Origin of the sequence: Streptomyces ovatisporus (assembly GCF_042653885.1) — a bacterium.
Classification (GTDB): domain Bacteria; phylum Actinomycetota; class Actinomycetes; order Streptomycetales; family Streptomycetaceae; genus Streptomyces; species Streptomyces ovatisporus.
Genome location: NZ_JBHSFH010000007.1, coordinates 232,066 through 256,366, shown reverse-complemented (window position 1 = coordinate 256,366; position 24,301 = coordinate 232,066). Strand labels below are relative to the sequence as shown.

The 24,301-nt window shown below is 70.6% G+C and carries 23 protein-coding genes and 1 tRNA gene; 6 read left to right on the top strand and 18 right to left on the bottom strand.

Features of this window, described 5'->3' with window-relative positions:
- Positions 1–59: 59 nt before the first annotated feature.
- On the bottom strand, positions 60–530 hold the full coding sequence (locus ACFPA8_RS14965) for a MarR family winged helix-turn-helix transcriptional regulator (protein WP_386448227.1): 471 nt from the start codon (positions 528–530) through the stop codon (positions 60–62).
- A gap of 186 nt (positions 531–716) precedes the next feature.
- Here ACFPA8_RS14965 and ACFPA8_RS14960 point away from each other — a divergent pair, with 186 nt between their 5' ends.
- Positions 717–941 (top strand): hypothetical protein, encoded by a 225-nt coding sequence (locus ACFPA8_RS14960; protein ID WP_386448224.1) that lies wholly within the window; start codon positions 717–719, stop codon positions 939–941.
- Between the two features lie 211 nt (positions 942–1,152).
- On the opposite strand, the gene ACFPA8_RS14955 is transcribed toward ACFPA8_RS14960, so the two are convergent.
- From ACFPA8_RS14955 to ACFPA8_RS14945, 3 genes are all read right to left on the bottom strand, one after another.
- On the bottom strand, positions 1,153–2,019 hold the full coding sequence (locus ACFPA8_RS14955; RefSeq protein WP_386448221.1) for an RNA polymerase sigma factor SigF: 867 nt from the start codon (positions 2,017–2,019) through the stop codon (positions 1,153–1,155).
- Positions 2,020–2,217: 198 nt separating this feature from the next.
- Positions 2,218–3,009 (bottom strand): RNA polymerase sigma factor SigF, encoded by a 792-nt coding sequence (locus tag ACFPA8_RS14950; RefSeq protein WP_386448219.1) that lies wholly within the window; start codon positions 3,007–3,009, stop codon positions 2,218–2,220.
- 291 nt (positions 3,010–3,300) lie between these two features.
- A complete protein-coding gene (locus ACFPA8_RS14945) occupies positions 3,301–3,465 on the bottom strand; it encodes a hypothetical protein (RefSeq protein ID WP_175439808.1) in 165 nt (54 codons plus the stop codon).
- Positions 3,466–4,004: 539 nt separating this feature from the next.
- Here ACFPA8_RS14945 and ACFPA8_RS14940 point away from each other — a divergent pair.
- Positions 4,005–5,753 (top strand): SpoIIE family protein phosphatase, encoded by a 1,749-nt coding sequence (locus tag ACFPA8_RS14940; protein ID WP_386448215.1) that lies wholly within the window; start codon positions 4,005–4,007, stop codon positions 5,751–5,753.
- 265 nt (positions 5,754–6,018) lie between these two features.
- Here ACFPA8_RS14940 and ACFPA8_RS14935 read toward each other — a convergent pair whose 3' ends face one another.
- From ACFPA8_RS14935 to ACFPA8_RS14910, 6 genes are all read right to left on the bottom strand, one after another.
- Positions 6,019–6,696 carry a hypothetical protein gene (locus tag ACFPA8_RS14935; RefSeq protein ID WP_386448212.1) on the bottom strand — a complete coding sequence of 226 codons (678 nt, stop codon included), beginning with the start codon at positions 6,694–6,696 and terminating at the stop codon, positions 6,019–6,021.
- 277 nt (positions 6,697–6,973) lie between these two features.
- The gene (locus tag ACFPA8_RS14930) at positions 6,974–7,588 is read right to left on the bottom strand and encodes a dihydrofolate reductase family protein (RefSeq protein WP_386448209.1); all 615 of its coding nucleotides are present in this window, start codon (positions 7,586–7,588) and stop codon (positions 6,974–6,976) included.
- 186 nt (positions 7,589–7,774) lie between these two features.
- Positions 7,775–7,859: transfer RNA gene (locus ACFPA8_RS14925), tRNA-Ser, on the bottom strand.
- Positions 7,860–7,960: 101 nt separating this feature from the next.
- Positions 7,961–8,467, bottom strand: a complete 507-nt coding sequence (tadA, locus tag ACFPA8_RS14920) for a tRNA adenosine(34) deaminase TadA (protein ID WP_386448207.1) — start codon at positions 8,465–8,467, stop codon at positions 7,961–7,963.
- A gap of 132 nt (positions 8,468–8,599) precedes the next feature.
- A complete protein-coding gene (locus ACFPA8_RS14915) occupies positions 8,600–9,142 on the bottom strand; it encodes a tRNA adenosine deaminase-associated protein (RefSeq protein ID WP_386448204.1) in 543 nt (180 codons plus the stop codon).
- Between the two features lie 362 nt (positions 9,143–9,504).
- Positions 9,505–9,708 (bottom strand): hypothetical protein, encoded by a 204-nt coding sequence (locus ACFPA8_RS14910; RefSeq protein WP_386449450.1) that lies wholly within the window; start codon positions 9,706–9,708, stop codon positions 9,505–9,507.
- A 246-nt stretch (positions 9,709–9,954) separates the two neighbouring features.
- Here ACFPA8_RS14910 and upp point away from each other — a divergent pair, with 246 nt between their 5' ends.
- Positions 9,955–10,590, top strand: coding sequence for a uracil phosphoribosyltransferase (gene upp / locus ACFPA8_RS14905; RefSeq protein ID WP_386448201.1), 636 nt, complete (start codon positions 9,955–9,957; stop codon positions 10,588–10,590).
- A 103-nt stretch (positions 10,591–10,693) separates the two neighbouring features.
- Here upp and ACFPA8_RS14900 read toward each other — a convergent pair whose 3' ends face one another.
- From ACFPA8_RS14900 to ACFPA8_RS14865, 8 genes are all read right to left on the bottom strand, one after another.
- Positions 10,694–11,371: a LytR C-terminal domain-containing protein gene (locus ACFPA8_RS14900; protein WP_386448198.1), complete on the bottom strand. Its 678-nt coding sequence runs from the start codon at positions 11,369–11,371 to the stop codon at positions 10,694–10,696.
- A 137-nt stretch (positions 11,372–11,508) separates the two neighbouring features.
- Positions 11,509–11,805, bottom strand: coding sequence for a type II toxin-antitoxin system VapB family antitoxin (locus ACFPA8_RS14895; RefSeq protein WP_003949502.1), 297 nt, complete (start codon positions 11,803–11,805; stop codon positions 11,509–11,511).
- A gap of 267 nt (positions 11,806–12,072) precedes the next feature.
- Positions 12,073–13,719 (bottom strand): M28 family peptidase, encoded by a 1,647-nt coding sequence (locus ACFPA8_RS14890; RefSeq protein WP_386448195.1) that lies wholly within the window; start codon positions 13,717–13,719, stop codon positions 12,073–12,075.
- A gap of 258 nt (positions 13,720–13,977) precedes the next feature.
- Positions 13,978–15,204 carry an acyltransferase family protein gene (locus ACFPA8_RS14885; RefSeq protein ID WP_386448193.1) on the bottom strand — a complete coding sequence of 409 codons (1,227 nt, stop codon included), beginning with the start codon at positions 15,202–15,204 and terminating at the stop codon, positions 13,978–13,980.
- A 513-nt stretch (positions 15,205–15,717) separates the two neighbouring features.
- Positions 15,718–16,782: a tetratricopeptide repeat protein gene (locus ACFPA8_RS14880; protein ID WP_386449448.1), complete on the bottom strand. Its 1,065-nt coding sequence runs from the start codon at positions 16,780–16,782 to the stop codon at positions 15,718–15,720.
- A gap of 258 nt (positions 16,783–17,040) precedes the next feature.
- Positions 17,041–17,511, bottom strand: coding sequence for a hypothetical protein (locus ACFPA8_RS14875; protein WP_386448190.1), 471 nt, complete (start codon positions 17,509–17,511; stop codon positions 17,041–17,043).
- Positions 17,512–17,569: 58 nt separating this feature from the next.
- Positions 17,570–19,213, bottom strand: coding sequence for a sensor histidine kinase (locus tag ACFPA8_RS14870; protein WP_386449446.1), 1,644 nt, complete (start codon positions 19,211–19,213; stop codon positions 17,570–17,572).
- Positions 19,214–19,228: 15 nt separating this feature from the next.
- Positions 19,229–20,050 carry a response regulator transcription factor gene (locus ACFPA8_RS14865; protein WP_386448187.1) on the bottom strand — a complete coding sequence of 274 codons (822 nt, stop codon included), beginning with the start codon at positions 20,048–20,050 and terminating at the stop codon, positions 19,229–19,231.
- Positions 20,051–20,422: 372 nt separating this feature from the next.
- Here ACFPA8_RS14865 and glgC point away from each other — a divergent pair, with 372 nt between their 5' ends.
- The 3 genes from glgC (at position 20,423) to ACFPA8_RS14850 (ending at position 24,294) form a co-directional block, all read left to right on the top strand.
- Positions 20,423–21,643, top strand: a complete 1,221-nt coding sequence (gene glgC, locus ACFPA8_RS14860; RefSeq protein WP_386448184.1) for a glucose-1-phosphate adenylyltransferase — start codon at positions 20,423–20,425, stop codon at positions 21,641–21,643.
- 486 nt (positions 21,644–22,129) lie between these two features.
- Positions 22,130–22,684: a DUF485 domain-containing protein gene (locus tag ACFPA8_RS14855; protein ID WP_386448181.1), complete on the top strand. Its 555-nt coding sequence runs from the start codon at positions 22,130–22,132 to the stop codon at positions 22,682–22,684.
- On the top strand, positions 22,681–24,294 hold the full coding sequence (locus ACFPA8_RS14850) for a sodium/solute symporter (RefSeq protein WP_386448178.1): 1,614 nt from the start codon (positions 22,681–22,683) through the stop codon (positions 24,292–24,294). The genes ACFPA8_RS14855 and ACFPA8_RS14850 overlap by 4 nt, the downstream gene beginning before the upstream one ends.
- Positions 24,295–24,301 lie beyond the last annotated feature (7 nt).

Sequence of the window (24,301 nt, the reverse complement as noted above, 5' to 3'; positions counted from 1 at the left end):
CGGAAGGTGTGGTCGTGGCCATTCGTTTCCCTACTTCGTACTCGGTGCGGTGCGGTGGTCTATGGAGTGTCCTCGTGGGCGAGGCGCGATGCACGGGAGTCGCCGAAGCTTTGGCGAAGACGCTCAAGCATTCCGTTCAGCCGTGCGATGTCCTCGTCCGTCCAGTCGTGGAGAAAGGTCTCCAGGGTCTCGGTGGTGACCTGGACGAGCGTGTCCAGCTGCCGCCTGCCCCGTTCGGTGAGGCGCAGCAGCCGCGATCTGCCGTCCTGCGGGTCGGGATGGCGCTCGACCCAGCCCCGCTCCTCTATGTGTGAGACGTGACGGCTGGTGACCGACATGTCTACGGCCATCAGTTCGGAAAGGCGGCCTATCCGCATCTCGCCGTACTTGTGCAGAAGGGTCAGGGCGGCTGCGGAAGCGGGCGGGCAGTCCTGCGGCAATCCACGCGCCATCTCTCGCCTCACGGCGCCTATGCCGCTAAGGTGCCGGGCCAGTTCCTCGTAGCTTCTGCGTGCGGCTCGCGCAGCCATCCCACCCCCTCCTTATTGTTGCTTAGGGCAACTATAGTCGGTTAGTTGCCGTACGCAAATGAAATGGCAAAACCGGAAGCAAAGAATCTGCAAACTGGGGGCGACGGCGACAGGGCGCGGGGAGCGGCACTCCGGGGCCGGGCGGGGCTGTCGGCCCTCCCGCGGCGTTCGCTAAGGTCCTGCGTCATGGCACACAACCCGCATGCACCGCAAGGCCCGGAGCACTCTCAGGATCCGGCCGGCAGCACGCAGATGTTCCGCGCGTTCGTCGAGGAGGAGGGCGGCGCCGGTGGCGCACAGCGGCGTTCCGCCCCGCAGGCGGCTTCGTCCGGTTCGCGTACGGGCGTCGTCCTCAGCGTCGTCGCGGGCGTCGTGGTCGTCGCTGCTGCGATCTGGCTCGCACTGGCCTGACGGCCGGGGCGGGAACGGCAGTTCACCGGCCCGATCTCGACGGCCCAGCCTCGACGGCCCGGCCTCGACCGCTCGGCTCGTGACCGGCCCGTCTGTCTTCCGGGCCGGTCCGGCTGCGGTCGCGGGCGCATGCCCGTCATCGTGCGGTGGCGCGTACGGAGGCCGCGCGCGGAGCGTCTCCGCGCGCCGTGTGTCCGTACGGCCGGAGCGGTCACTCCTCCGCGATCAGCCCTTCGCGCAGCTGCGCGAGCGTGCGGGTCAGCAGCCGGGAGACGTGCATCTGCGAGATGCCGACCTCTTCACCGATCTGCGACTGCGTCATGTTGGCGAAGAAGCGCAGCATGATGATCTGGCGTTCGCGCGACGGGAGTTTGGCCAGCAGCGGCTTCAGCGACTCCCGGTACTCGACACCCTCCAGGGCGGCGTCCTCGTAGCCCAGGCGGTCCGCGAGGGAGCCCTCGCCGCCGTCCTCCTCCGTGGAGGGGGAGTCCAGCGAGGAGGCCGTGTAGGCGTTCCCCACGGCGAGCCCGTCGACCACGTCCTCCTCGGACACCCCGAGCGCCTGGGCGAGTTCGGGGACGGTCGGGGAGCGGTCCAGGGCCTGTGACAGCTCGTCGCTCGCCCTCGTGAGCGCCAGCCGCAGCTCCTGCAGGCGCCGGGGCACACGCACCGACCAGGAGGTGTCACGGAAGAAGCGCTTGATCTCGCCGACGACCGTCGGCATCGCGAACGTCGGGAACTCCACGCCCCGCTCGGCGTCGAAGCGGTCGATCGCCTTGATCAGGCCGATCGTGCCGACCTGGACGATGTCCTCCATCGGCTCGTTGCGGCTGCGGAAGCGCGCCGCCGCGTACCGCACCAGCGGCAGGTTGAGCTCGATGAGCGTGTCCCGCACGTAGGTCCGCTCCGCACTCTCCTTGCCGAGCGTGGCCAGCCGCAGGAAGAGGGAGCGGGAGAGGGTGCGCGTGTCGATGGCGGCGTTCTCTGTCGGCGCCTCAAGGGCCCCCATGGCGTCGACGTCGCCGGTCGCGTTCGTGTTCTCGGTGAGCACCTTCGAGCTGCCCAGTTCTACGGACATGCCACCCCCTTGAGGTCGCGGACGGGTCGCAGCGGCACCCTCGTTCGAGGGAGGCACCTCCCCCTGCATACCGGAAGCACCGTTGCGGCAAACGCAGCTCTTGCAGAATGTCACAAGTAGGCAACGCGACGTAGCCTCATGTCGATAAAACTGCACAGCGAAGGCAGTTGAGTCCTTGTTACGTCCGACTCTGCCCGGTTATGCCTCGATACGGTTCGCCGCCCGCAGCCGTGCGAAGCTTCGGGACAACAGCCGCGACACGTGCATCTGGGACACACCGAGCTCGGCACTGATCTGTGACTGCGTCAGGTTCCGGTAGTAGCGCAGAAGCAGGATCCGCTGTTCCCGCTCCGGGAGTTGGACGAGCAGATGCCGCACCAGGTCGCGGTGCTCGACGCCGTCCAGCTCGGGGTCCTCGTAGCCGAGCCGGTCCAGCAGCCCCGGCAGGCCGTCCTCACGTTCCTGCGCGGCTTCCAACGACGTTGCGCGGTAGGAGCGTCCCGCCTCGATGCACGCGAGGACGTCCTCCTCGGCGAGCTTCAGCCGCTCCGCGATCTCCGCCGTGGTCGGCGAACGTCCGAAGGCGGTGGTCAGGTCCTCCGTCGCACTGCTGACCTGCACCCACATCTCGTGCAGTCGCCTCGGGACGTGGACGGTGCGGACGTTGTCGCGGAAGTAGCGTCGGATCTCGCCGATGATCGTCGGCATGGCGAAGGTCGGGAACTGGACGCCCCGCTCGGAGTCGAACCGGTCGATGGCGTTGATGAGTCCGATGGTGCCGACCTGTACGACGTCCTCCATCGGCTCGTTGCGGCTGCGGAAGCGGGCCGCGACGTAGCGCACCAGTGGAAGGTTGGCCTCGATGAGCGCCGTGCGCACCCGTTCGTGGCCGGCGGTGCCGGGTTCCTGCCCGGCCAGCTGCTCGAAGAGCTCCTGGGTCAGCGCCCGGGCCTCCGCGCTGCGGCTCTCGCGGGTCTGGGTCGCCGCCACTCAGCCACCACCTATTCACGGGTCCGGGTCTGTCTCGCTCGATGCATCGGCCAAAAGCGGTCATAGCATCACAAGACATGTGCAACGTGTGCAAGCACCGTAAAGTGCCGTGTTGGTGGTGAGTTGAGGAGCGAGGAAGGCTTCCCGGGCGCTGATGCCGGAGGGTGCGGGAGGGTGGTGAGGGTGGACGCGGACAGCGTTCCGCCCCCGCACCGGTGAAGCACGAGGGCCGACTGCCGAGTACGCCGGAGCTCCCGCGGAACGTCCCGGGAGCGGCACGGGGGCGGTGCTCTAGTTGACGAGCTCCGTCATGAAGTGGCCCACGCCCTGTGCTGCGCTCGATATGCCCTCGAAACCTATCTGGACGAGGTCGGCGGCCCTGGCCGGGGACGTGATGATCGTATAGAGCGCGAAGACCACGACCACGTAGAGCATGATCTTCTTCGCCTGCACCATCCTGTGCCTCCTGCGGCTGCCTGACGTCCCCGATCGCAGTCGGGTGAGTCTAACCACCGGCACCGGCTGCATGATCCACACGTACGGCCTCAAATCCGCCGTAAACAGGGCCTTTTGACGTGCTCCGCCGCAATTTTTCCCCGTCCCTCTCACGTGGGCGCACCCGCCGGCGGACGGCGGACGCCGCCGCGCGGGCGCGGACAGGACACCGCGCCGGCCACGCCATGCCGGGGAGGCCGCGAGTGCCGGATCGGCAGGTGCGCGACGACGGCGAAGGCCGCGACGACGGTGGCGACCGCGGGTGACCGCCACGAGCCCGCTTCCTGTGATCTGCCGCACGAACGCCGGTACGACCTGCGGTGCGGAGCGGATACTCCGGTGCCCGGAGTTTGGCCGCCGCTGACGGGGTACACAAGGCAGGTTCTCCAGGCCGCCCGGGGATGCCGCCCGGTCCGCTTGCAGCCGCCACGGCCGGGGGACATACCAGGGGGTGTGGAAGAGTGGCGGACCGAGAAAGGCGGAGCTGAGGAGGCATGGGAGTGAGCAGTTCCGGCGCGGAAAGACATAGCGGGCAGAGCCCGGAGCTGATCCGGGAGACGGGTGCCGTCCTGGACGTCGCCATGTACGTCGTGGACGCGCACGGCCTCATCATCGACGTCAACTCACAGGCCGAGAAGCTGCTGGCCCGCTCCGCCGAGGAACTCGTCGGGCAGGACGCCCACGACCTGCTGCGCCGCAACAGCCGCGGGGAGACGATGCCGCGCGCCCAGTGCCTGCTGATGCAGGCCTTCCTCAGCAACCGCACCGCGCACGGCACCCAGGACTGGTTCGAGCGCGGGGACGGGTCGCTGCTGGAGCTGGCCTGGACGGTCACTCCCTGCAGGGTCGGTGAAGAGGCGCGGGGCGCGGTCGTCCTCTTCCACAAGGAGCAGCCCGACACGTCCACGAGCGCCCCGGGCCGGGACGGCCGCCCCACCGCACCGCTCACCGAACTCGACCGTCTGGCCCTCCTCGCCGAGACGACGACGACACTGACCTCGACCCTGGACGTCGACGATGCGCTGGACCGGCTCGTGCGGCTCGTGGTTCCGCTGCTGGCCGACTGGGCCGTCATCGATCTGTTCACGGGTGGGGGAGACGTCAGGCGGACCGCCGTGCTCCACTACGAGGAGGGCGCCCTCGTCCGCAAGGAGGGCCTCGAAGGTCCGATGCCGCCGGTGCCCGAGGAATCGTCGATGCCGCTGTGCCGGGCGCTGCGCGGGGGCTCCGCCACAGTGGCCGGCCCGCGGACCTACCACGGGCCTCCCGATTCCGGCGTCGCGGTCGTACAGCGGGAACTGTTCGAGGCGACCGGCATCCACTCGGCCGCCATCGCGCCGATCCGCGGCCCGCGCGAGGTGCTGGGGGCGCTGACCCTGGGCCGTGCCGACCGGGCCGGGCACTTCGACGCGGGTGAGCTCTCCCTGCTGGAGGACATCACCCGCCGGGCGGGGCTCGCCCTCTCCAACGCCCACCTGTACCAGCAGCAGCGTCGCGTCTCGGAGACGATGCAGCGGCACCTGCTGCCTCAACTGCCCAGCGTGACGGGCGTGCAGATGGCCGCCCGGTACCTCGCGGCGCCGAACGCCTCACAGGTGGGCGGCGACTGGTACGACGCGTTCGTCCTGCCGGACGGCCCCACCGCCCTCGTCATCGGCGACGTCGTCGGCCACGACCTCGACGCCGCGGCCGGCATGGCGCAGGTACGGAACATGCTGCGCGCTCTCGCCTGGTCCCACCAGGAACGTCCTGCCGCGATCGTCGAACGGCTGGACCGCGCACTGCTGCATCTGACCGACATATCGATGGCCACCGTCGTCTTCGCCCACGTCGAGGGCACCGACGACGGGCAGTGGCTGCTGCGCTGGACCAACGCCGGACACCCGCCGCCGCTGCTGGTGGCGTCCGACGGCGAGGCGCGCTTCCTGGAATACGGTCACGGCATCCTGCTCGGCACGGGAATGGCTCCCGAACGCAGCGACGCCGTCATCACGCTGCCTCCGCGCTCCACCGTGGTGTTCTACACGGACGGCCTGGTCGAGTCGCCGGGGGAATCCATCGACGTCGGACTCGCCAAGCTGCGCCGGAGCGCGGTGCCGCTCGCGCAGCGGCCCCTGAGCTCCTTCTGCGACCGGCTCCTCGACCGCGTGCGATCCGACGACAACGGCGACGACGTCGCGTTGCTCGCCTTCCGCGTGCCCGCCGCGCCGGAGCACGGGCCGGAGGCCGCACCGGCGCCGGCGACGTGACGGAGCGACCGGACCCGTGCCGGCCCGACGAATGACGTGAGGCGTACCTGCACGCCGTCCGCGGCCGACCCGCAGGTACTTCCTCACTGCCTCTCTGCCGAAGCAGCGAGGCGGTCGCCGGGTAACCGCGATTCCCGTCCGTACACCTCACCCGACACCTCCGGGCACCCCAGGACAGCGGCCGCGCTCCTCAACCGCCGTGCGCGCAGCGGGCCTTGACGTTTCCGTGCGCGGCGGCCCGACGCCGGGACCGGAACTGCCCGTCTCAGGCCGGTGCCGTCAGGCCCGGGGCAGGGGCCGCGCCGTCCGGGTCCCAGTCCTCCGAACGCGCGAGGAGCTGGACCATGAACTGACGGGCGCTCTCCAGCAGTGCACGGTCGTCGAGCCACAGGCCGAACTCGAGATTCGTCCTGGAGCGCGCGGTGCCGTTCGCACTCCCCAACCACAGCCGGTGCGGAGTGAATTCGGCGACGTCGGCTGCTTCGCCCAGGGTCGCCTCGTCGTGCCACCACAGTTCGCCGAGCATCAGCAGCTTCGTGTGGAGTACGGATTCGGCCCCGTGTCCGTCGTGCTCGCCGGAGGAGCCGAGGGTGCGCAGCGCGGAGAGGCGTACGTCCTCCATGGGGCTCGTGGGACCGGCGACGGGGGTTCCGCCTTTGGCCGCGAGCGCGAGACCGGGCAGGCCCGGCAGCGCGCCGGCCGGGAAGCCCGCGCTGCGTTTGGCGGCATCCCGCAGCAGTTCCACGTTCGCCAGGACCATGTGCGGCTCGGTGCTGATCACGACGCAGGCGGCCGGGTAGCCGGCGACGCGTTCCACCAGCTCCTCGTCGTCCAGCTGGTGGAAGGCGCCGAGAATGGCCGGACCGAGGCTGCGGGACCGGTGCGGCTGACGCTCCAGGCCGGCGCGGTACTCGTCGATCCCTTCGACGAGTCCGCTGAGCACTCCGGTGCCGAACCTTTCCCGGTACGCACTCCCCCGTGGGGACCGCTTGTCGAACCCGCTTGAGAACACTGCACTCAATTCAGCCCCCTGCGCCTTCTGATCGCACCACAGGTTCCCAGGATCGACAGGATCACGTGCAGGCGCCACGGCATGCCATGTCCCTGGGGACAGTCAACTGAGGCCATTCTTATGGACTTTGGACACGCGGCCGACCAGGAAGGGCACGACGGAGGGGCGGACCCCGCGGGCCCGCCCCTCCGTGCCGTGCAGCGCCGGGTTACTGCTCGCCCTGGGGCAGGTGCGCCTTGGCGTCCTCGTAGGTGCCTTCGCCGGCAGATTCGGCAGGGGCGTAGACGAGATTCAGCACGCCGGTCTGGAAGGTCTCGGACGAGATCAGCCGCAGCGGGACCGGAGCGTCGCCCTCCTCGAACAGCCGCATGCCCTTGCGGACTGCGATGGGGTGCACCAGCAGGTGCAACTCGTCCAGCAGGCCGACTCCCAGCAGCCGGCGGACGACGGAGACGGAGCCGCTCATGGCGATGTCTCCGCCCGGCTCCTCCTTCAGGCGTGTGACGGCTTCGGTGAAGTCGCCGGCGAGCTGCTCGGAGTTCCGCCAGTGGAAGTCGAGCTTCTGACGAGAGACGACCACCTTTCGCGCGTCGCCGAGCTTCTTGGCGAAGGCCGCGTCCTCGCCGCCGGCCGCCTCACGCTCCGGCCACGCACCGGCGAAACTGTCGTAGGTCTTGCGGCCGAGCAGAATGGTGTCCGCCGAGCCGAGTGTCGCGTCGACAGCCGCGCCCATCTCGTCGCTGAAGTACGGAAAGTGCCACTGGTCCGGTGCCTCGACCACCCCGTCGAGTGCGATGAACAACCCTGCTGCGATCTTCCTCATGGTGCCGCTCCAAAGACGGATAGCCGGTGAGCCCTTCCCCAGTCGGACGGCGCGCGTGGAGAAAACTCATCGGAGCCGCCGGGAACCGCTGAGCGGCGGAGGCAGGGGACGGCAGTCGCCGACCCGGTCGGAGACGGAGCACGACGAAGGGCCGGACCCCGTGGGGTCCGGCCCTTCGTTCACCTGCGGTAGCGGTGGGATTTGAACCCACGGAGGGTTGCCCCTCACTCGCTTTCGAGGCGAGCTCCTTCGGCCGCTCGGACACGCTACCGAGAGGCACTCTAGCCCAATCGGTGCCGTGTCCCGAAATCCGTTCCGGCGGCCGGCAACCGACGGCGGAGCGGCTGCACCGGGCGCCGCTGCGGGGACGGTTCAGGGGGAGCGGCGGAAGAAGTCGGTGAGGAGGTCACCGCCCTCCGCTGCGAGGACGCCGGAGATCACTTCGGGCCGGTGGTTGAGCCTCCGGTCCCGTACGACGTCCCACAGGGAGCCCGCAGCCCCGGCCTTGGCGTCGATCGCGCCGTATACGACGCGGTCCAGCCGGGACAGTACAGCGGCGCCCGCGCACATGGTGCACGGCTCCAGGGTGACCACGAGGGTGCAGCCGTGCAGGCGCCACTCGCCGTGGAGGGTCCCGGCTGCCGCGCGGATCGCGAGGATCTCCGCGTGGGCAGTCGGATCGCCGCTCGCCTCACGGGTGTTGTGACCGAGTCCGATCACCGCACCGTCCGGACCGAGCACGACGGCGCCGACCGGTACGTCGCCGGTCTCCCGCGCCCGTACTGCCTCCGCCAGGGCGAGGCGCATGGGCGCACGCCAGGGGTCGCGGACAGGGTCGGGCGGGGGAGGGACGGGGACGGAGGAAGGGACGTCGGTCATGGCAGTCAGTGTGCTACCGCGTGGCACTGCGCGTGCATCTGCACCGACTGCGGTACGGAATGCCCGGTGGAACGCGCCGCTCGCCGGGCCACCACTCGGCCGCGGGGCTCGTGCACGGGCGGCTGCGGCCGCTTACCGGACGGCCTCCAGTACGTCCGTGCACCCGAGCGCGTCCGCGATCTCACTCAGCGCGTCCTCGGGAGCGAGCGAGAGCAGCGCCTTGTCGTCCAAGCCGAGGTCGGCCAGCACCTTCGAATCGCCGATCGGACCGGGAGGCGCGTTCTCCGCCCTCTCCGACTGGTCGCTCGCGTCGGCGTTCTCCTTCGACTCGGGCTCACCGTCCTCCGTACCGTCGAGGTCGACGAGCTGGTCGAGCGCTTCCAGGTCCTCCGGTTCGCGCCCGAGCAGTTCGTCGGAGAGCAGGATCTCGCCGTACGAGCTGCGCATGGCAGCGGCGGCGTCCGAGACGAAGACACGCGGGTCGTCCTCGCCCTCGACTCTCACGACCCCGAACCATTCGCCCTCCTGCTCGATGCAGGCGAGCACAGGCTCGTCGTCCGTCGCGGCCTCCCGGGCCAGATCGGCCAGGTCGGCCAGGGTCTCCACATCGTCGAGCTCTGTGTCGCTCGCTTCCCACCCGTCTTCGGTGCGCGCGAGCAGTGCGGCGAAATACACCGTGACTCTCCCACTGATATCTGAGGTGCCCGATGGCTGCGGACGAGGACTGCACCCCCGCCCCATCGGAATCGTGGCAGAAACCGGGGCGATGCGAAGGGTCTTCGACAGTGCGTCGTGCGGGTGTTTGTGCGTTTCTGCAGCACAAGCCCCGAAATGAGGACGCAGGGTTACCTGTATTCGACCTGGTGTCGCAGGCGGGCCGACGCCTCTGCGGGCTGCCTCGCCGCCAGGCCGTCCGCCGTCCCACCGTCCCGCCGTACCGTGCGTCCCCACTGTCACGGCCGTCACTTCCCGGCTGTCACTGTCTCGCCCGACGAGCGCGGAACCCCCGCTGCCGCTGTCCGGCCGCGGTGACCGTTTCACCAGCGGAAGGTGCGCATACGCAGTGCCTGCCGCATGCGGGCGCTGCGGGTACGGCGTGGCTGGACGCGTTCGCGGAGTTCCTTCGCCTCGCTGCGCTCCCGCAGGAAGCGTGCGCGGCGCCGCAGCCGCTCGGTGTCGGCGGGTCCGGTGTCCTTGCCGCCCGCTGAGCGCGTATCTCCGGCCGTGCGGCGCCCGTCCACCGGGGCGGCGCTGCCACGGGCCTTCACCTCTTTGCGTTCCGCGCTGATCCTGCGTGCGCGTACGTGGCCCGGGTCGGCCGGGCCGGCCGTCTCTCCGGCCGGCCTCCGGGCCTCGGCCGTGCGCTCGGCTTTCCGCTGGTTCTGCGAGTCGGGCATGTGGACACCTCCGCCGTACTGGACCGCCTTCCCCCGCATCGAAGGGGTACGCCAGTACAGCCGTTCCCATCCCTCGGCTACTGTCGAGTCATGCGGATCCACGTCGTCGACCACCCGTTGGTGGCGCACAAGCTCTCGACCCTGCGTGATGAGCGCACCGACTCGCCGACCTTCCGGCGCCTCGCCGACGAGTTGGTGACTCTGCTCGCCTACGAGGCCACGAGGGACGTGCGTACCGAGCCCGTCGACATCCGCACGCCGGTCACGGACACCTCCGGCGTGCGTCTGTCACACCCGCGCCCCCTCGTGGTGCCGATCCTGCGGGCCGGGCTGGGCATGCTCGACGGGATGGTGCGGCTGCTGCCGACAGCCGAGGTGGGTTTCCTCGGCATGATCCGCGACGAGGAGACGCTGCAGGCATCCACCTACGCGACCCGGATGCCGGACGATCTGTCCGGTCGTCAGGTGTACGTGCTGGACCCGATGCTGGCCACCGGCGGGACGCTCGTCGCCGCGATCAAGGAGCTGATCCGCCGGGGCGCCGACGACGTGACCGCGATCTGCCTGCTGACGGCCCCCGAGGGCGTACGTCTGATGGAGAAGGAGCTGGCGGGGACGCCGGTGACCGTCGTGACGGCATCCATCGACGAGCGCCTCAACGAGCACGGCTACATCGTCCCGGGGCTCGGCGACGCGGGTGACCGGATGTACGGGACGGCGGGCTGAGCGGCTCCGGCGAAGCGACGCGGATCAGCGAAGGGGCCCGGATCAGCGAAGCGACACGGGCGACGCGGGCGCCGCGCCCCCGGACAGCCCTTCGGACGGTCCGTCAGTCGGAGCAGCCGCGGCCGGACGACGAGGGTGCGGTGGCGGTCAGCCCTTCGAGGGCGTCCTCGGCTTCCTTCTCCTTGGCCAGCTTCTTGTAGGCGTCGCCGATGATGAGGTCGACGTCGTCGCCCTTGCGTTCGTCGAACCGGGTGTCGGCGTCGGTGAGCTGAGTGCTCAGCACCTTCAGACGGGCGACGCCGTCCTCGCCGGGAGCGCCGAGGACGACCCCGGTCTTCTTGACCTTCCCGTCGAACTCGTCGGGGGCGTTGGCCACTTCGCCGACCTTGAAGCCGCGTTTCTTCAGCTCGTCGGCCGTGGACTTGGCGAGGCCGCTGCGGTCCGTGGCGTTGAGAACGTTGACCTCGATGGTGTCGGGTTCGGGGAGCTTCGCGGCGTCGCCGGGCTTTCCCTTCTCGGCGGCCTGGGACTTCGCGTCGGTGGTGCACTCCGCGCCCTTGCCCTTGGACTTGTCGTGGCCGCTGGAGGCGTTGGCGGAGCTGCTTCCCGAGAAGATGTCGATGAGTTGAAGCGTTCCCCACGCAGCGAGGCTCAGGGCGCAGACGGTTGCGATGGAGGCGAGCACGATCCTGCGCCGGTGGCGAGGGCGACGCATGCGGGGGTAGCGGTTTCCCGTGATCCGGTACTTTCCGCCCATGCCGGGGGGAGTCAGCATGCTCATAGGCGCAGGGTAATGCCGTATGAACGCAATGCCTACTAGATGATCAGTGATCGTGACGTGCCGACCCTGAAAGGGCTAGGGCAGCAATGAGGGCTGCGGGCGTGACAGCCCGGCAGTCTCACGGAGCGTCAGTCCGCTCAGTCCAGTTCCAGCACGCGTGCGTGCAGTACCTGTCGCTGTTGCAGGGCCGCACGCACGGCACGGTGCAGCCCGTCCTCCAGATAGAGATCGCCGCGCCACTTCACGACGTGGGCGAACAGGTCTCCGTAGAAGGTGGAGTCCTCGGCCAGCAGCGTTTCGAGATCGAGCTGGCCCTTCGTGGTGACGAGCTGGTCAAGGCGCACCGGGCGTGGGGCTACATCCGCCCACTGGCGGGTGCTTTCCCGGCCGTGGTCGGGGTACGGCCGCCCGTTTCCGATTCGCTTGAAGATCACACGGAAAGCCTACCGGGCCAGCGGCTCCGGGCGCAGCTTCCTGTGGCTCTTACGGGGCCGGTTGGCGGACAGTGGACCGGCCCGGGCGAGGCGGGCGGCAGGCGCGTCGCTGTGCCCACCCGGTAAGGGGTGAAGCGTTTTCATGGGCGTGCGCTGGACGAGGGGTGGTGCGCCGCCGGCGCCCGCGCCGCGCGACGGGTGACGAGGTGTCGCGACGGGGCGGGCACCGGCGGTAGCACGACTCCCCGGAGGGAGGGCTGCGACGGTCTACGGGCGGGGCAGCCCGCTGACGTCACGGGAGTAGTGACCGACCGCGTTCGCCATCACCTTGATGTTCAGATCGAACGCCTTCTTGTCGATGTTGCCGAGGTCGTCGCACTTGAGGTGGTAGCAGCCGTCGTACGCGGCATCCGCCTCACCGCCCCACAGCTTCTGCTCCTCCGCCGTCTTGAGGCCCTCCGCTCCGGTCTTGGAACCGCCCGCGGGGATGCCCGCCTCGATGAAGGGACCGTAGTCGGAGCGTCCGTCGAAGTCGGCGCCGCGTGCTTCCTCGCCGCGGGACGCGATGAAGTCGACGATGTCGCGCTCCAGAAGGGCGGAGCCCTCCGGGCCGGGGCCGGAGCCCTCACCGTCGGAGTCGTCACCGTCGTAGACGAACAGGCCGTAGTTCGGGGAGGCGATCATGTCGAAGTTGAGGTAGAGAGCGATCTGTTTCCGCTCCGCGTCGGAGAGTTCGGAGACGTAGTGCTCCGATCCGCGGAGGCCGACCTCCTCCGCCGTCCACAGCGCGAAGCGCACCTTGTTGCCGTCGTAGCCGCCTGTGTCGCCCTTGGCGCCCTTGCTGCCCTTGTCGCCCTTGCCGTTCTCGCCGTGGTGCTTCGTCCCGCCGGCCGCGGCGAACTGCAGCGCGGTCTCCAGGATTCCGGACGAACCGGAGGCGTTGTCGTTCATGCCGGGGCCCTCGCCGACGGAGTCGAGGTGCGCGCCGAGCATCACCACGTTGTCGGCGTCGCCCCCGGGGGTTTCGGCGATGACGTTGGGGGTGCTGCGCTCCTCCTGGAACTCGCGCAGTTCCACGTTCACCGTGACGTCGCCGGATTCGGCCTCGGCCGCAAGGGCCTCGCCGTCCTCCTTGGTGATTCCACCCGTGGGGATGCGCCCTTTGGAGGGCTCTTCGAGGGTGCCGCTGAGTTCGCCGTCCTCGTTGTTGTAGATGACCGCCACGGCTGCGCCGGCGTCGGCCGCCGCCGCCTGCTTCTCCGCGAAGGTGCAGCCGCCGCGCTGGATCAGCGCGATCCTGCCGTCGAAGTCCCCGGACTCGTAGTCCTCGGCCGTGCAGCCCGTGGTGCCGTCCTCGTCGACGGGCACGGGCGTCACCGCCGCTTCCGTGCCGCCTTCGGGGGTGCTCTTGGTGTACGTCATCACCTTGACGGGGACGTCGCGTTCGCCGGGCGTGCGCACGGTGAGCTTCTCAGCGAGGGTCTCGCGGTATATGAACTCGAAGTCCTGGTACGTGACTTCGTAGCCGGCCGCCTTCAGGACCGCGCCCGCGTACTTCGCGGAGAGTTCGTGTCCCCGGGACCCGGCGGCGCGGTTTCCCCCGCCCGTGTGCGTGGCGATGGCCTGGAACGCCTTCATGTGCCGCATGGCGCCCTTGACGCCCGTACGGCGGACGAGCTTCTTCGCGAGCTGCGAGCCGTCGTCGCCGGACCCGTACGAAGCGCCCTCCGAGCCGGGGGACTCGGAGGGCGCTGCTGCTGCCGTGGTGCCGGCGGCGGCGGGCGACGCCGCTGCTGTGACGAGCAGCGGGGCGGCCAGTACGGCGGCCGCCAGGGCTGCGAGTGACCTGGGAGCTCGGGCTCTTCGGGCCGCTCCGCGGGCGGAGAGGCGAGTGGTGGAAAGCGGTACGGGCACTGTCGGGGTCCTTCCGGTGCGTACGGTGGCGACGGCGCTGTTCGGCTCGGTGTGCTCCGTGTCCGGGTTACGGACAGAGCGCGCGTACCGGAAAGTTAGCGGCCCGGGGGCGTACAGGGAACGTGCCGGGCGCACCTCGTGTCCGCGCCCGCGGCCTCCGGCGAGCGGTTCCGCCCACACGGCGCGCGCACGGCGAAGGCCCGGACCGGCCGGTCCGGGCCTCGACATACTCGGGAAACGCCGCTCTCCCCGCGGGAGTTACCTCCGCTCGGGAGTTCTGCTCTCCATCCGCTGACGGGCCGTCGCGGCCGGGTCCTCCCGGAAGGCCCACGGCATCTTCGGCTCCATGGTGAAGCGGAACATCCGCTGCACCGGCGGTGTGCACAGCACGGTGATGAGGGCGGCGGCGAGGCACGTCACGCCGATCGCACCCAGCGGGGTGTTCACCCAACTGACGTCGTACCACTCCCAGAAGCGGGAGCCCTTGGCGACGAATCCGTGCAGCAGATAGCCGTAGAGCGTGCCGGCGCCCAATGCGGTGAACCACATGTGGCGCCGCGGAACCCAGGCGAGGAAGCACGCGGTGAGCACCATCGAGCAGCCGAACAGCGCGAGCGTCATGATGACGCCGACCCACCAGGGAGCGCCCATCTCCTGCGCGCTGTCGCGGTGGTAGAACCATTCGGCGTTCATCCGCTCGACTGCCCAGTACGCGACGACCAGCGCGACCACCAGCACCGGGACCGACAGCAGGCGGGCCGAGCGGCGCCGTACGAGGTCGAAGTGCTCCGGCTTGAGGAAGAGCCCGATCACGAAGAACGGCAGGAACTGCAGTACGCGTTGGAGGTCCAGGTCGTCGCCGATGTCGGGGGAGATCGAAGCCAGCACGGCGATGGCGAGCGCCAGCGCGACCGGCCAGCGGACGACCTTCCACAGCGGCGTCGTCAGCCGCCACAGGAACAACGCGCCCAGGAACCAGGTGAGATACCACGGGTCGAGCAGGCTGATCGGCTGGCTCGGGTCGTCGTCGGCCCAGCGCTTGAAGAAGGTGTAGGCGACCTCGAAGAGGAGGTACGGGACCGCGATCCCGGTCACCAGACGCTTCAGCTGATGCGGCTTGCCCTGGAAACTGCGCGAGAAGTAACCGGAGATCACCATGAACGCCGGCATGTGGAACGTGTAGACGAAGATGTAGAGGGCACCCGCTGCTCGCGAATCGGCCCTCAGCGGTTCCCACGAGTGGCCGAGGGCGACGAGCACGATGGCCAGGTACTTGGCGTTGTCGAAGTACGGGTCGCGGGACTTGGCGTTCCCGGCCTGCTCGGCCCGGCCTGCCGGCTTGCCGGCGAGGGCTTCCGAGGAGGCGGGAGCGCGGTGCTGCTGCTCGCCGGCGGCCGATGACGGGCGGGCCGGCTGTGGTTCGGCCGGCGCGGCCGGGGGGAGCGGTGCGCGAGTCGAACTGTGCTTCGCGAGTTGTTGTCTCACCGGACCTCCAGGGAAGGCCGTGGCGGACGCGCTGCCTGAGCGGGGAAAGGGGAGGGGGAGAGCATCGGCATCACTGTAATTGTGCTCTCACGGTTCGCAAACTCGCCGCGTTCCCGGCTTTCCTGACGGGGCGTCGGGAGTCTCGACGGTGCGTGGGGCCGTCCCCGCGTGCGGGGTGAGGGCCTGTGAGGTGCGGAAAGGCGGGCGAGCCGGGCGGAGGCTTCCGGTCTGCGTCTCATCGGCGTACGGGCGGCAGCCCGTACTCGGAGTGCGCGGATTGGCGCTGTCGAGGGGCTCATGGCCCCCGCGTTCCCCGAAATCGGCCGGATCCGGCCCGATCGGCGGACCGGATTCGTCACACCGGGCCGGATGGCTCATTCCGAGCGTACGGACGGCCAGCCCGACGGGCCGCACCGGACTGCTCGTGCCCGCCCCGCCGGAAGCGGCCCGGTACGCCGCCCTCCGCCTGCTCCGCGAGGCGCTGCCCCGCGAGGCGCTGCCCCGCGGCGCCGCTCAGGCGGCCATCGCCTCGTCCTCCTCCCCCTCCGGGCGCACCGCGACGCCCAGTTGGACCCGCGCGGTGTCCACCATCCGGCGGGCGTGCCGCAGCCCGATCGCTTCGAGGGTCCGGTGCAGTTCGTCCAGGTCGGCAGACGTACGGGCGGGGTCACGGCCCAGGTGTGCAAGAGACTTGACCAGGCCGAGCCGTGCCAGTGCCTCTCCCCGCGGTTCGCCCAGGTCGCGGAACTCGGCCAGCGCCTGCTCGTACAGCTTCCGCGCCTCGGCCCAACGGGCCGCACGGTAGAGGACGTTGGCCTGCATCTTGTGGTTGTACGCGAGGGCTCCGGCGAGGTCCATGGCGCCGCACAGCGCGGCTGCCTCGGTGAGCAGGCCGAGGGCGCGTGCGGTGTCACCGTCGCGGACCGAGACGACGTCGGCCATGCCGCGCAGCGCCCACGCGAGGCCCCGCCTGTCGTCGGCGCGTGCAGCGATCTCGGCTGCCTCTTCGAACATGGCGAGCGCCGAGTCGTACCGGCCGGTGTTTCGGTGCATCTGCGCGATGCCTTCGAGCGCCCACACCATGTGGCGGGCCTCGCCGCGCCGGCGCGCCTCGGCGAGCAGCTGCTCGTGCAGCGCTTCGACGGCCTCGTAGTCGCCCTGGATGCGTCCCGTCTCGGCGAGTCCGGCGAGGGCGTACCCGCGGGCGTGGACGCTGCCGCCGCGTTCGCCCAGCTCGGCGGCGAGCGCGAGCAGCCGGCGGGCCAGTGCCATCGCACCGCGCTGACGGGCCAGGGTGCCTCCGCTCCACGCGGCCCAGGCCATCGCGGCGGGGTCGCCGGCGCTTCGGGCCGCGCGGTAGCTGGCCCTCCAGGCGCGTTCCGCTGCGCCGACGTTCCCGAGCCGGCGGTTCGCCTCGGCGACGGCGAGGCCGCAGCGGGCCGCTTCCTGCACCGCTCCGGCGCTCTCGGCGGCTCTCAACCGGGCGTCCGCCTGGGCGAGTACGTCGGCGAGTGAGGAGTTGACCGACAGCGAGTCGAGGGTGCCCTGGTACTCGGGCGCGAATGCCTTGCCGTACATGCCTTGCCTTTCCGCGGTCCTGTGGGGGCTCACGCGGCAGACTATACACAGCATGTATACACGCAATGTATAGATCTCCAGGAGGCCCCACCGCGACTCACCGCCAGGGACACCTCACAGCGTCGACGCATCCGCGCAGCACTGCGGACCCGGACGAACGTCGAGGCCGCCCCGCGTCGCGGGACGGCCTCGACTCCCCCGGCCGGGGAAGGAATCAGGTGCAGACGTGCGCGTCAGTCCTCGCCGACGGAGCCTGCCCTACTTCTCGTCGGTCTTCTCCTCGTCCGTCTTCTTCTCGTCCTGCTGCTTCTCACACCAGGTCCGCAGCTTGGCCAGGTCCTTCTTGCGGTCCTCGAGCCTCGGGCCGAGTGCGCGGCGGTCCTTGAGCCGCTCACCGAGGAATTCCTCGACGGCGCCGTGATCGAGCTTCTTCGCGTTGTCTATGCGCTTCTCGAGCCTCTCGAGTGAACCGCGCTTCTTGACGTCCCCGTCGAGGCGGCGAAGCACCCGGTCGATCTTCTTGTCGATCTTCGGTGCACGCTTGCAGAGGCGCTTGGCGCCGTCCTTCTTCGGCGCGTGCTTCGCCGAGGTCGCCTCCGACTTGGAGGCGTCGGCCGACGCCGGGCTCGCTCCGGAGTCCGAGGTGGCGACGGCTGCGGCTGCGCCGCCCGTGGCGAGCAGCGCGGCGACGGTCGTCAGGGCGACGGTGGTCGTCTTCACCTTGATCATGGTGTCTCCTCCGTTTCGGGACAGCACGAGTGCGGTTCGCCCCGCGCGGTCGAAGACGCTAGAGACCGTTCTTGTGAATTCCTTGTGATCCGGCGGCCGTTCGCGCGGACGTTCCGGGTGCCGCTCCGATCAGCCAGTCACGCTGCGCCGGCAGAGCCTGCGTGGCCTGCGCCGCCCCCTCCCGGTACGCCAGCGGAATCCGCAGCTCGACGCGCGTACCGCTGCCGCCGGAGGGGCGGTCCCGTACCTCGACCGTCGCCCGGTGCAGTGCCGCCTGCTGCGCGACGAGAGTCAGGCCGAGCCCGGAACCGGTGCTTCCGGGCCCGCGCTGGAAGCGCTGGAAGACGGCCGCGCGCTGTTCGGGCGGGATGCCCGGGCCGTGGTCGTCCACGGTCAGCACCGCGATGGGCCCCAGGGGTGAGGTGTCGCCGCGCACGCAGACCTCGACGTGTGCGCGTCCGTCGGCGCCGCGTCCGTGTGCGAGGGCGTTGGCGATGAGGTTGTCGAGCAGGGAGCGCAGTCCGGGTTCCCAGCCGTGCACGGTCGGACCGGCGCCGGAGGCAGGCCAGGTCCGGTCGGTCCGGTCCGCCCGGCTCCGGCCGGGGTCCGCCCCGCCCCCGGCAGCGTCGGCCGCGGTCGTGAAGGTGACGTCCGCGGTACGGTCGCGCCGTCGTGCGTCGGAGACCGCCGCCTCGGCCACCTCGCCCAGATCCAGTGGGGCGAAGGCGTCCGCCTCCACGAGGTCCCCCTGCCCGAGCTGACGGAGCATGACCAGCAGTCCGAGGAGCCGGCTGTGCTCCTGCTGGAGGTCCTCCAGCACCTCGTCGCGGTCCGCGCCCGCCAGTTCGGGGTGTGCAGCGAGGATTTCGAGGTTGGTCTGCATGCTCATCAGCGGGGTGCGCAGTTCGTGTGCCGCGGCGGAGGAGAAGGAGCGGGCCGTGGCGAGCGCCTGCGTCGTACGGGCGGCCTGTTCGTCGTAGCGCGCCAGGACCGTGCGCAGCGTTCCGGCCAGGTCGTCGACCTCCGTGATCCCGCTGGGCGTGTGTTCGAGCCGTGAGGTGTCGGAGCGCGGGTCGAGGCCGCTGGTGCGCTGCTGGAGACGGCGCAGCGGCCGGCTCGCCCTGGACGCGGCAGCCCACGCCAGCAGCGCGGAGACGGGTGCGGCCACGATGGCGACGACCGCCACCCGCCTGCGTACGAAGGCGAGTTGGGCCTGCCCGGCGGTGTCCGGCGAGAACAGCCACAGCGTGCCCTCGACGCCGGGCCGTCTGCCCTCGACGTGCACGGACAGGACCCGCCAGCTCTTGACCCGCTGACCGCCCGGCATCCCCTCGGCTCGGCCTGTGCCCTTCTCCTGGACGGTCACCGGCTCCGGTGCCGCCGCGGGCAGCCGCGTCGCCTCGTCCGGCTGCGGACCGCCGGCGACGGTGCCGTACGGACCGGAGACGCGGATGCCGACATCGAGGGCCGACGCGTACAGCTTCCGCTCACGGGCCTGTTCGGCGGCGGGACGGTCGGAGGCGGTCACTCGCAGGAGGCGCCGCGCGTCGGCCTTCGTCACGGCGGCCCGTTCGCGCAGGTGCGCGTCCTGTTCCGCGTGCATGTCCCGTGCGACCAGCAGGAACAGCAGCCAGCCGGACGCCAGTACGAGGAGCGGGACGGTGACGCCGACCGCCAGTGCGATCCGGGTGGAGAGTTTCATCTTCACGGCGCCGCCTCACCTCTCCTCGCGCAGTACGAAGCCCACGCCCCGCACCGTGTGCAGCAGCCGCGGACGGCCGCCGCTCTCTGTCTTGCGCCGCACGTAGCTGACGAAGGTGTCGACGGCGTCGGTGCGCACCTCGAAGTCGTAGCCCCAGACGCGTTCCAGCAGCTGGTCGCGGGTCAGCACGATGCCCGCGTTGCGGGCGAGGACCTGGAGCAGCTCGAACTCGCGGCGGGTGAGCGGGAGGAGTTCGCCGTCGCGGTGTGCTTCGCGCGTCGCGGGGTTGAGGACGAGGCCACCGACGCGTACGACGTCCCCGTGGGCCGGTGAAGCGGGCGGGACCGCGTGCGCCGGTGCGGACGTACCCGATGCCGCTGTGGGCCTCCCCGGCCCGCCTGCCGCGTGCGGCCCCGCAGCCGCCGTCTCGGCTGTCGCGTCCCTGCCGGGCGAGGGACGCCTTCGCAGCAGCGCGTCCAGCCGCAGCACCAGTTCCTGCAGCGCGAACGGCTTGATCAGATAGTCGTCTCCGCCTGCCTGAAGTCCGGCGATGCGGTCGGCGGTCTCGTCGAGCGCGGAGAGCATCAGGACGGGTACGTCGTCGCCCTGCTCGCGCAGCGTCCTGCACACCTGGATGCCGTCGAGGTCGGGCATGGAGATGTCGAGGACGACGACGTCGGCGGGCTGCTGCCGTACGCGCGCCAGGGCACTGCGTCCGCCGTCGGCCAGGTCGACGGCGAAACCGTTCAGCCGCAGACCGCGGCGGAGCGAGCGCCGGATCGCGGCGTCGTCGTCCACGACCAGTACACGGCCGCGGTCACCGCCCGCCTCACTCATCCGTCCTCCCTGTCGGAACCGTTCGGACTGCGTCGGTCCGGCGCAGTCTTACGCGGACCTGCTCCGGCGCGCGACCCTCCGGCACCTCTCCGCCGCCCCGCCCGGGACGTTTGCCGCCCGTCGAACAGGCGCACAAGGGGTACACGGGTTCGCGTCCACCACCGTTCCGCTTCGGCTTCCGTTTCCGGGCCCCGGCTCCGGACCGCCGCCTCGCGCCTCCGTTCCGGGCCGACAGGCCCCGCTGAGGCGCGGTGCCCGCGGCGTGCCGCGTCCGAGGTGCGCCGTACCGGCGCTGCGGGCCGGCGGCGTGATCGACTCGACACGTGGCCGGAAGCGGACCCGGCGGTGGACGAAGGCGGCGGAGGAGTCGTGATGGCAGCAAAACCACGCGTGCTGGGCATCGTGCTCGCGGGCGGCGAGGGCAAGCGGCTCATGCCCCTCACTGCGGACCGCGCCAAGCCGGCGGTGCCTTTCGGCGGGGTCTACCGGCTGGTGGACTTCGTCCTGTCCAACCTCGTCAACGGGGGCATCCAGCGCATCTGCGTGCTCACGCAGTACAAGTCGCACTCCCTGGACCGGCACATCTCGACCACGTGGCGTCTGACCGGACTGCTCGGCGACTACGTGACGCCCGTACCCGCGCAGCAGCGCCTCGGCCCGCGCTGGTACCTCGGCAGCGCCGACGCCATCTACCAGTCGCTCAACCTCGTCCACGACGAACAGCCCGACTACGTCGTCGTGTTCGGTGCGGACCACGTCTACCGCATGGACCCGTGGCAGATGCTCAGGCAGCACATCGCCGGCGGTGCGGGTGTGACGGTCGCAGGCATCAAGGTCCCACGGGATCAGGCGAGTTCGTTCGGTGTGATCTGCACGGAGTCGCGCAGCGACAAGATCGGCGAATTCCTCGAGAAACCTTCCGATCCGCCGGTGCTGGCCTCCGACCCCGATCACGTCTTCGCCTCGATGGGCAACTACATCTTCTCCACGGACGTACTCCTCGACGCGCTGCGCGAGGACGCCGGGGACGAGGATTCCGTGCACGACATGGGCGGAAGCATCCTGCCGCTGCTCACGGCGCGCGGGCAGGCTCAGGTCTACGACTTCGACGCCAACGAGGTGCCGGGGGAGAGCGACCGCGACCACGGGTACTGGCGCGACGTGGGAACCCTGGACGCCTATTACGACGCCCACATGGACCTGATCTCGCCTCAGCCCGTCTTCAACCTCTACAACCGCGACTGGCCCATCTTCACCATGCAGGCGCAGCGGCCGCCTGCGAAGTTCGTGGCGGGGGGCATCGCGAACGAGTCGATGGTCAGCGCGGGCGGCATCTTCGCGGGACAGGTGGCGAACTCCGTCGTGGCGCCCGGAGTCGTGATCGAGGAGGGCGCCATGGTGCAGGGGGCGGTGCTGCTCGAAGGAGTACGGGTGGGACGCGGCGCGGTCGTGCGGCAGGCGATCCTCGACAAGAACGTCGTGGTGCCGCCCGGAGCGACGATCGGCGTGAACCCGGAACACGACGCGGAATACTGCACCATCTCCCCCGAGGGGATCGTGGCACTGGGCAAGGGGCAGCGCGTCCGGGAGTGACCCGCCGCCCCCGACGGAGCCGACGGACGAACCCCGGCCCGCGTCAAGTGCCGTACTGCACACCGCAGTCCGGAGATCCGGAGATCCGGAAGCCTGGAGGTCCGGAAGTCTGGAGGTCCGGAGGCGGCGGGCGGCAGGTGCCAGGCGGGCAGCAGGCAGCCGCCGCCGCATCCGCGGCGGCGGCGCGGCAGCCGGGGAGCACGGACTGTGAGCGGCCGAACACGGTACCTTCACCGGCCCCTTCACGCACAGCCCTTGGACGATCACGATGCGTGGCTCTAAACTCCTGCGTAACCACCGGTAATCACTGGTGACTCCCCTTTCTGCGGCCTCCGCCCTCTCCCGGGCGTTCAGGCTGCCCGCATCCCTTTCGCTGGAGATTCCGTGACTGTGACCCCCCGCCTCGGCATGCCCGCACGTTCCCGCCGCCGGGTGTCGCAGAGGACGGAGAGCGGACCGACGGGCCACAGCGAACAGACAAGTCCGGTGTCTTGGCGCCGAGTTGCCGGAACGACGGCGGGCAGCAGGGGTTCGGGCCCCGGCGCCGTCCGTCCCGTCCCCACCGGATTCCCGTCCCGCCCCTCCGGCACCGGTTCCTCCACCGAGGCGCTGAGCGCTGCACGCCGCAGTCTGCTGCGCAGGGGCGTCGCCCTGGTGCTGGGCGCCTTCCTGCTGCACGGGCTGGCCTTCTGCTGCGTACCGGAGATGCTCAGCCGCTCCGTCTCCGGCAGCCTCCAGGTCGGTGAACTGGCGGCAGCCGCACAGGTGTTGGTGATCGGATTCGGCGTCTGGACGCACGACCGGGGCGCGCGGCGGCGCGTCGACCCGCTTGCCCGGCGGGTCACCGCGAGGGACCGGGACGGCTTCGGCCGGCAGCCCGCGCTCACCGGCGCGGACACCGGTGCGGTCACGCGCGCGGTCACGGGCGCGGTCACCGGCACGGGTCCGGCTTCCGGGGCCGCGACGCGCACCCCCGGCCCGTCCGCGCCCTTCGACGCCTTCGACTCCGTCAGGGCGTTCGGCGGGAGGGCACCTCTGTGACCGGACTCGTGGGCGACCGCGCCGCGGCCATCTCCCTCTTCCTGCTCTTCATCGCCGGCTGCCTGTTCGTGTCGATGCTCGCCAGCCCCGACCTGCAGCAAGGCGGGGGCGGCTTCTACACGCATCCGGCCCGCTCCAGGCCCCTGCGCCAAGGTCTCGCGCTCACCGGCGACTTCGTCTCCGCGGCGGGCGTGCTGTACTTCTGCGGCATCGTCGCCGTCGCCGGCTACGACGGCGTCTTCCTCATCGTCGCCGCCGCCCTCTCACCGCTGCTGCTGAAGGTGTGGCTGGCCGAACGGCTGCCCGGCGGGCCGGGCAGGTCCCTCGGTGACGTCTTGGCCCGCCGCCTGCCGTCCGGACCGGCGCGCCGGGCAGCCGGAGTGGCGACGCTCGTGGTCTCCTTGCCGCTGCTCGTCGCCCAGTTGGTGCCGATCGGCCGGATCACGGCCGCCCTGATGGGAGTGCCCGGACGCACCGGCGAGATCACGGGGATCGTGCTCGTGGGCGTGCTGATCTGCGCCTGCGCGGGCATAGGGGGCGTACGAGGGGCGACACTTCTTCAGATCGGCAAGGCCGTCGCGCTCGTCGTCGTCGCGCCGCTGCTGGCGGTGCTGGTACTCGCCAACTTCCACTGGGACTACGGGGAGCTGCTCACCCGGGCAGCACAGGGAAGCGGCGCCGGGGACGCCTACCTCGCACCGGGCATGCTCTTCGGCACCGGGACGACCGACCGTCTCGACACCCTCAGCCTCGCCCTCACCGTGCTGCTCGGGACGGCGTTCCTGCCGCACCTCCTCACGCGGCTGTCGGCGAGCCCGACCGTCAACGCCGCGCGCCGCGCCAGCAGTTGGGCCGTCTTGGCAAGCTGCCTCCTGTGCGCCACGGCCGCGGTCACCGGCTACGGCATCCAGGCCCTGATCGACGGCGAGACGCTGCGGGAGGCAGGACCGCGAGGCGGTGACAACGTGCTGCTGCTCGCCGCGGCCCTCGACGGCGGCGATCCGGCCGGCAAGGCCCCCCCGGGCACACTGCTGACCTTCGTCTCCTGCGTCGCGTTCCTCATCGTGCTGGCCTCCGCCATGGTGCTGCTGCTCGCCGGGTCGGCCGCGATCGTCCACGACCTGGGGCGCGACAGGCACGCATTGTCGGGACACGGGCCCGTTCCCCGACGCCTCCGGGCGAGGACGGCTCTGCTGCTCGTCGGCGGCGTCTGCATCGGACTCGCCGTCACCGGACGCACCGCCAACGCGCAGTTCTGGCTCACGCTTTCGTACACGGAGGCCGCCACGGTCGTACTGCCCGGCGTCGCCTACAGCCTGCTGTGGAGGCGGTTCACCGTTCGCGGGCTCCGCTGGTGCGTCCACGGGGGCACGCTCGTGACCGTCGTCCTGCTGGCACTCTCTCCGGCCGTGTCCGGCAGTCCGCACGCGCTGGTGCCCGATGCGGACTGGAGCCTCTTCCCCCTGCACGCCCCCGGGCTGGTCAGCATCCCAGCGGCGTTCCTGCTGGGAGCGCTCGGATCGTTGCGCAGACCCGACAAGGGCACACCGGCTCGACCGGGCCCGCAGGAAGCCGAGCCGGTCAACGCGACCGGAACGCTCCGGCCTTGACGGGCGG

Coding starts and splice junctions, on each gene's coding strand:
- ACFPA8_RS14955 (WP_386448221.1), bottom strand. CDS start 2,019: ATGTCCGTAGAACTGGGCAGCTCGAAGGTGCTCACCGAGAACACGAAC.
- ACFPA8_RS14880 (WP_386449448.1), bottom strand. CDS start 16,782: ATGTACGGCAAGGCATTCGCGCCCGAGTACCAGGGCACCCTCGACTCG.
- ACFPA8_RS14930 (WP_386448209.1), bottom strand. CDS start 7,588: ATGAGGAAGATCGCAGCAGGGTTGTTCATCGCACTCGACGGGGTGGTC.
- ACFPA8_RS14900 (WP_386448198.1), bottom strand. CDS start 11,371: ATGAGCATGCTGACTCCCCCCGGCATGGGCGGAAAGTACCGGATCACG.
- ACFPA8_RS14870 (WP_386449446.1), bottom strand. CDS start 19,213: ATGAAACTCTCCACCCGGATCGCACTGGCGGTCGGCGTCACCGTCCCG.
- tadA (WP_386448207.1), bottom strand. CDS start 8,467: ATGACCGACGTCCCTTCCTCCGTCCCCGTCCCTCCCCCGCCCGACCCT.
- ACFPA8_RS14875 (WP_386448190.1), bottom strand. CDS start 17,511: ATGATCAAGGTGAAGACGACCACCGTCGCCCTGACGACCGTCGCCGCG.
- ACFPA8_RS14865 (WP_386448187.1), bottom strand. CDS start 20,050: ATGAGTGAGGCGGGCGGTGACCGCGGCCGTGTACTGGTCGTGGACGAC.
- glgC (WP_386448184.1), top strand. CDS start 20,423: ATGGCAGCAAAACCACGCGTGCTGGGCATCGTGCTCGCGGGCGGCGAG.
- ACFPA8_RS14965 (WP_386448227.1), bottom strand. CDS start 530: ATGGCTGCGCGAGCCGCACGCAGAAGCTACGAGGAACTGGCCCGGCAC.
- upp (WP_386448201.1), top strand. CDS start 9,955: ATGCGGATCCACGTCGTCGACCACCCGTTGGTGGCGCACAAGCTCTCG.
- ACFPA8_RS14945 (WP_175439808.1), bottom strand. CDS start 3,465: ATGGTGCAGGCGAAGAAGATCATGCTCTACGTGGTCGTGGTCTTCGCG.
- ACFPA8_RS14960 (WP_386448224.1), top strand. CDS start 717: ATGGCACACAACCCGCATGCACCGCAAGGCCCGGAGCACTCTCAGGAT.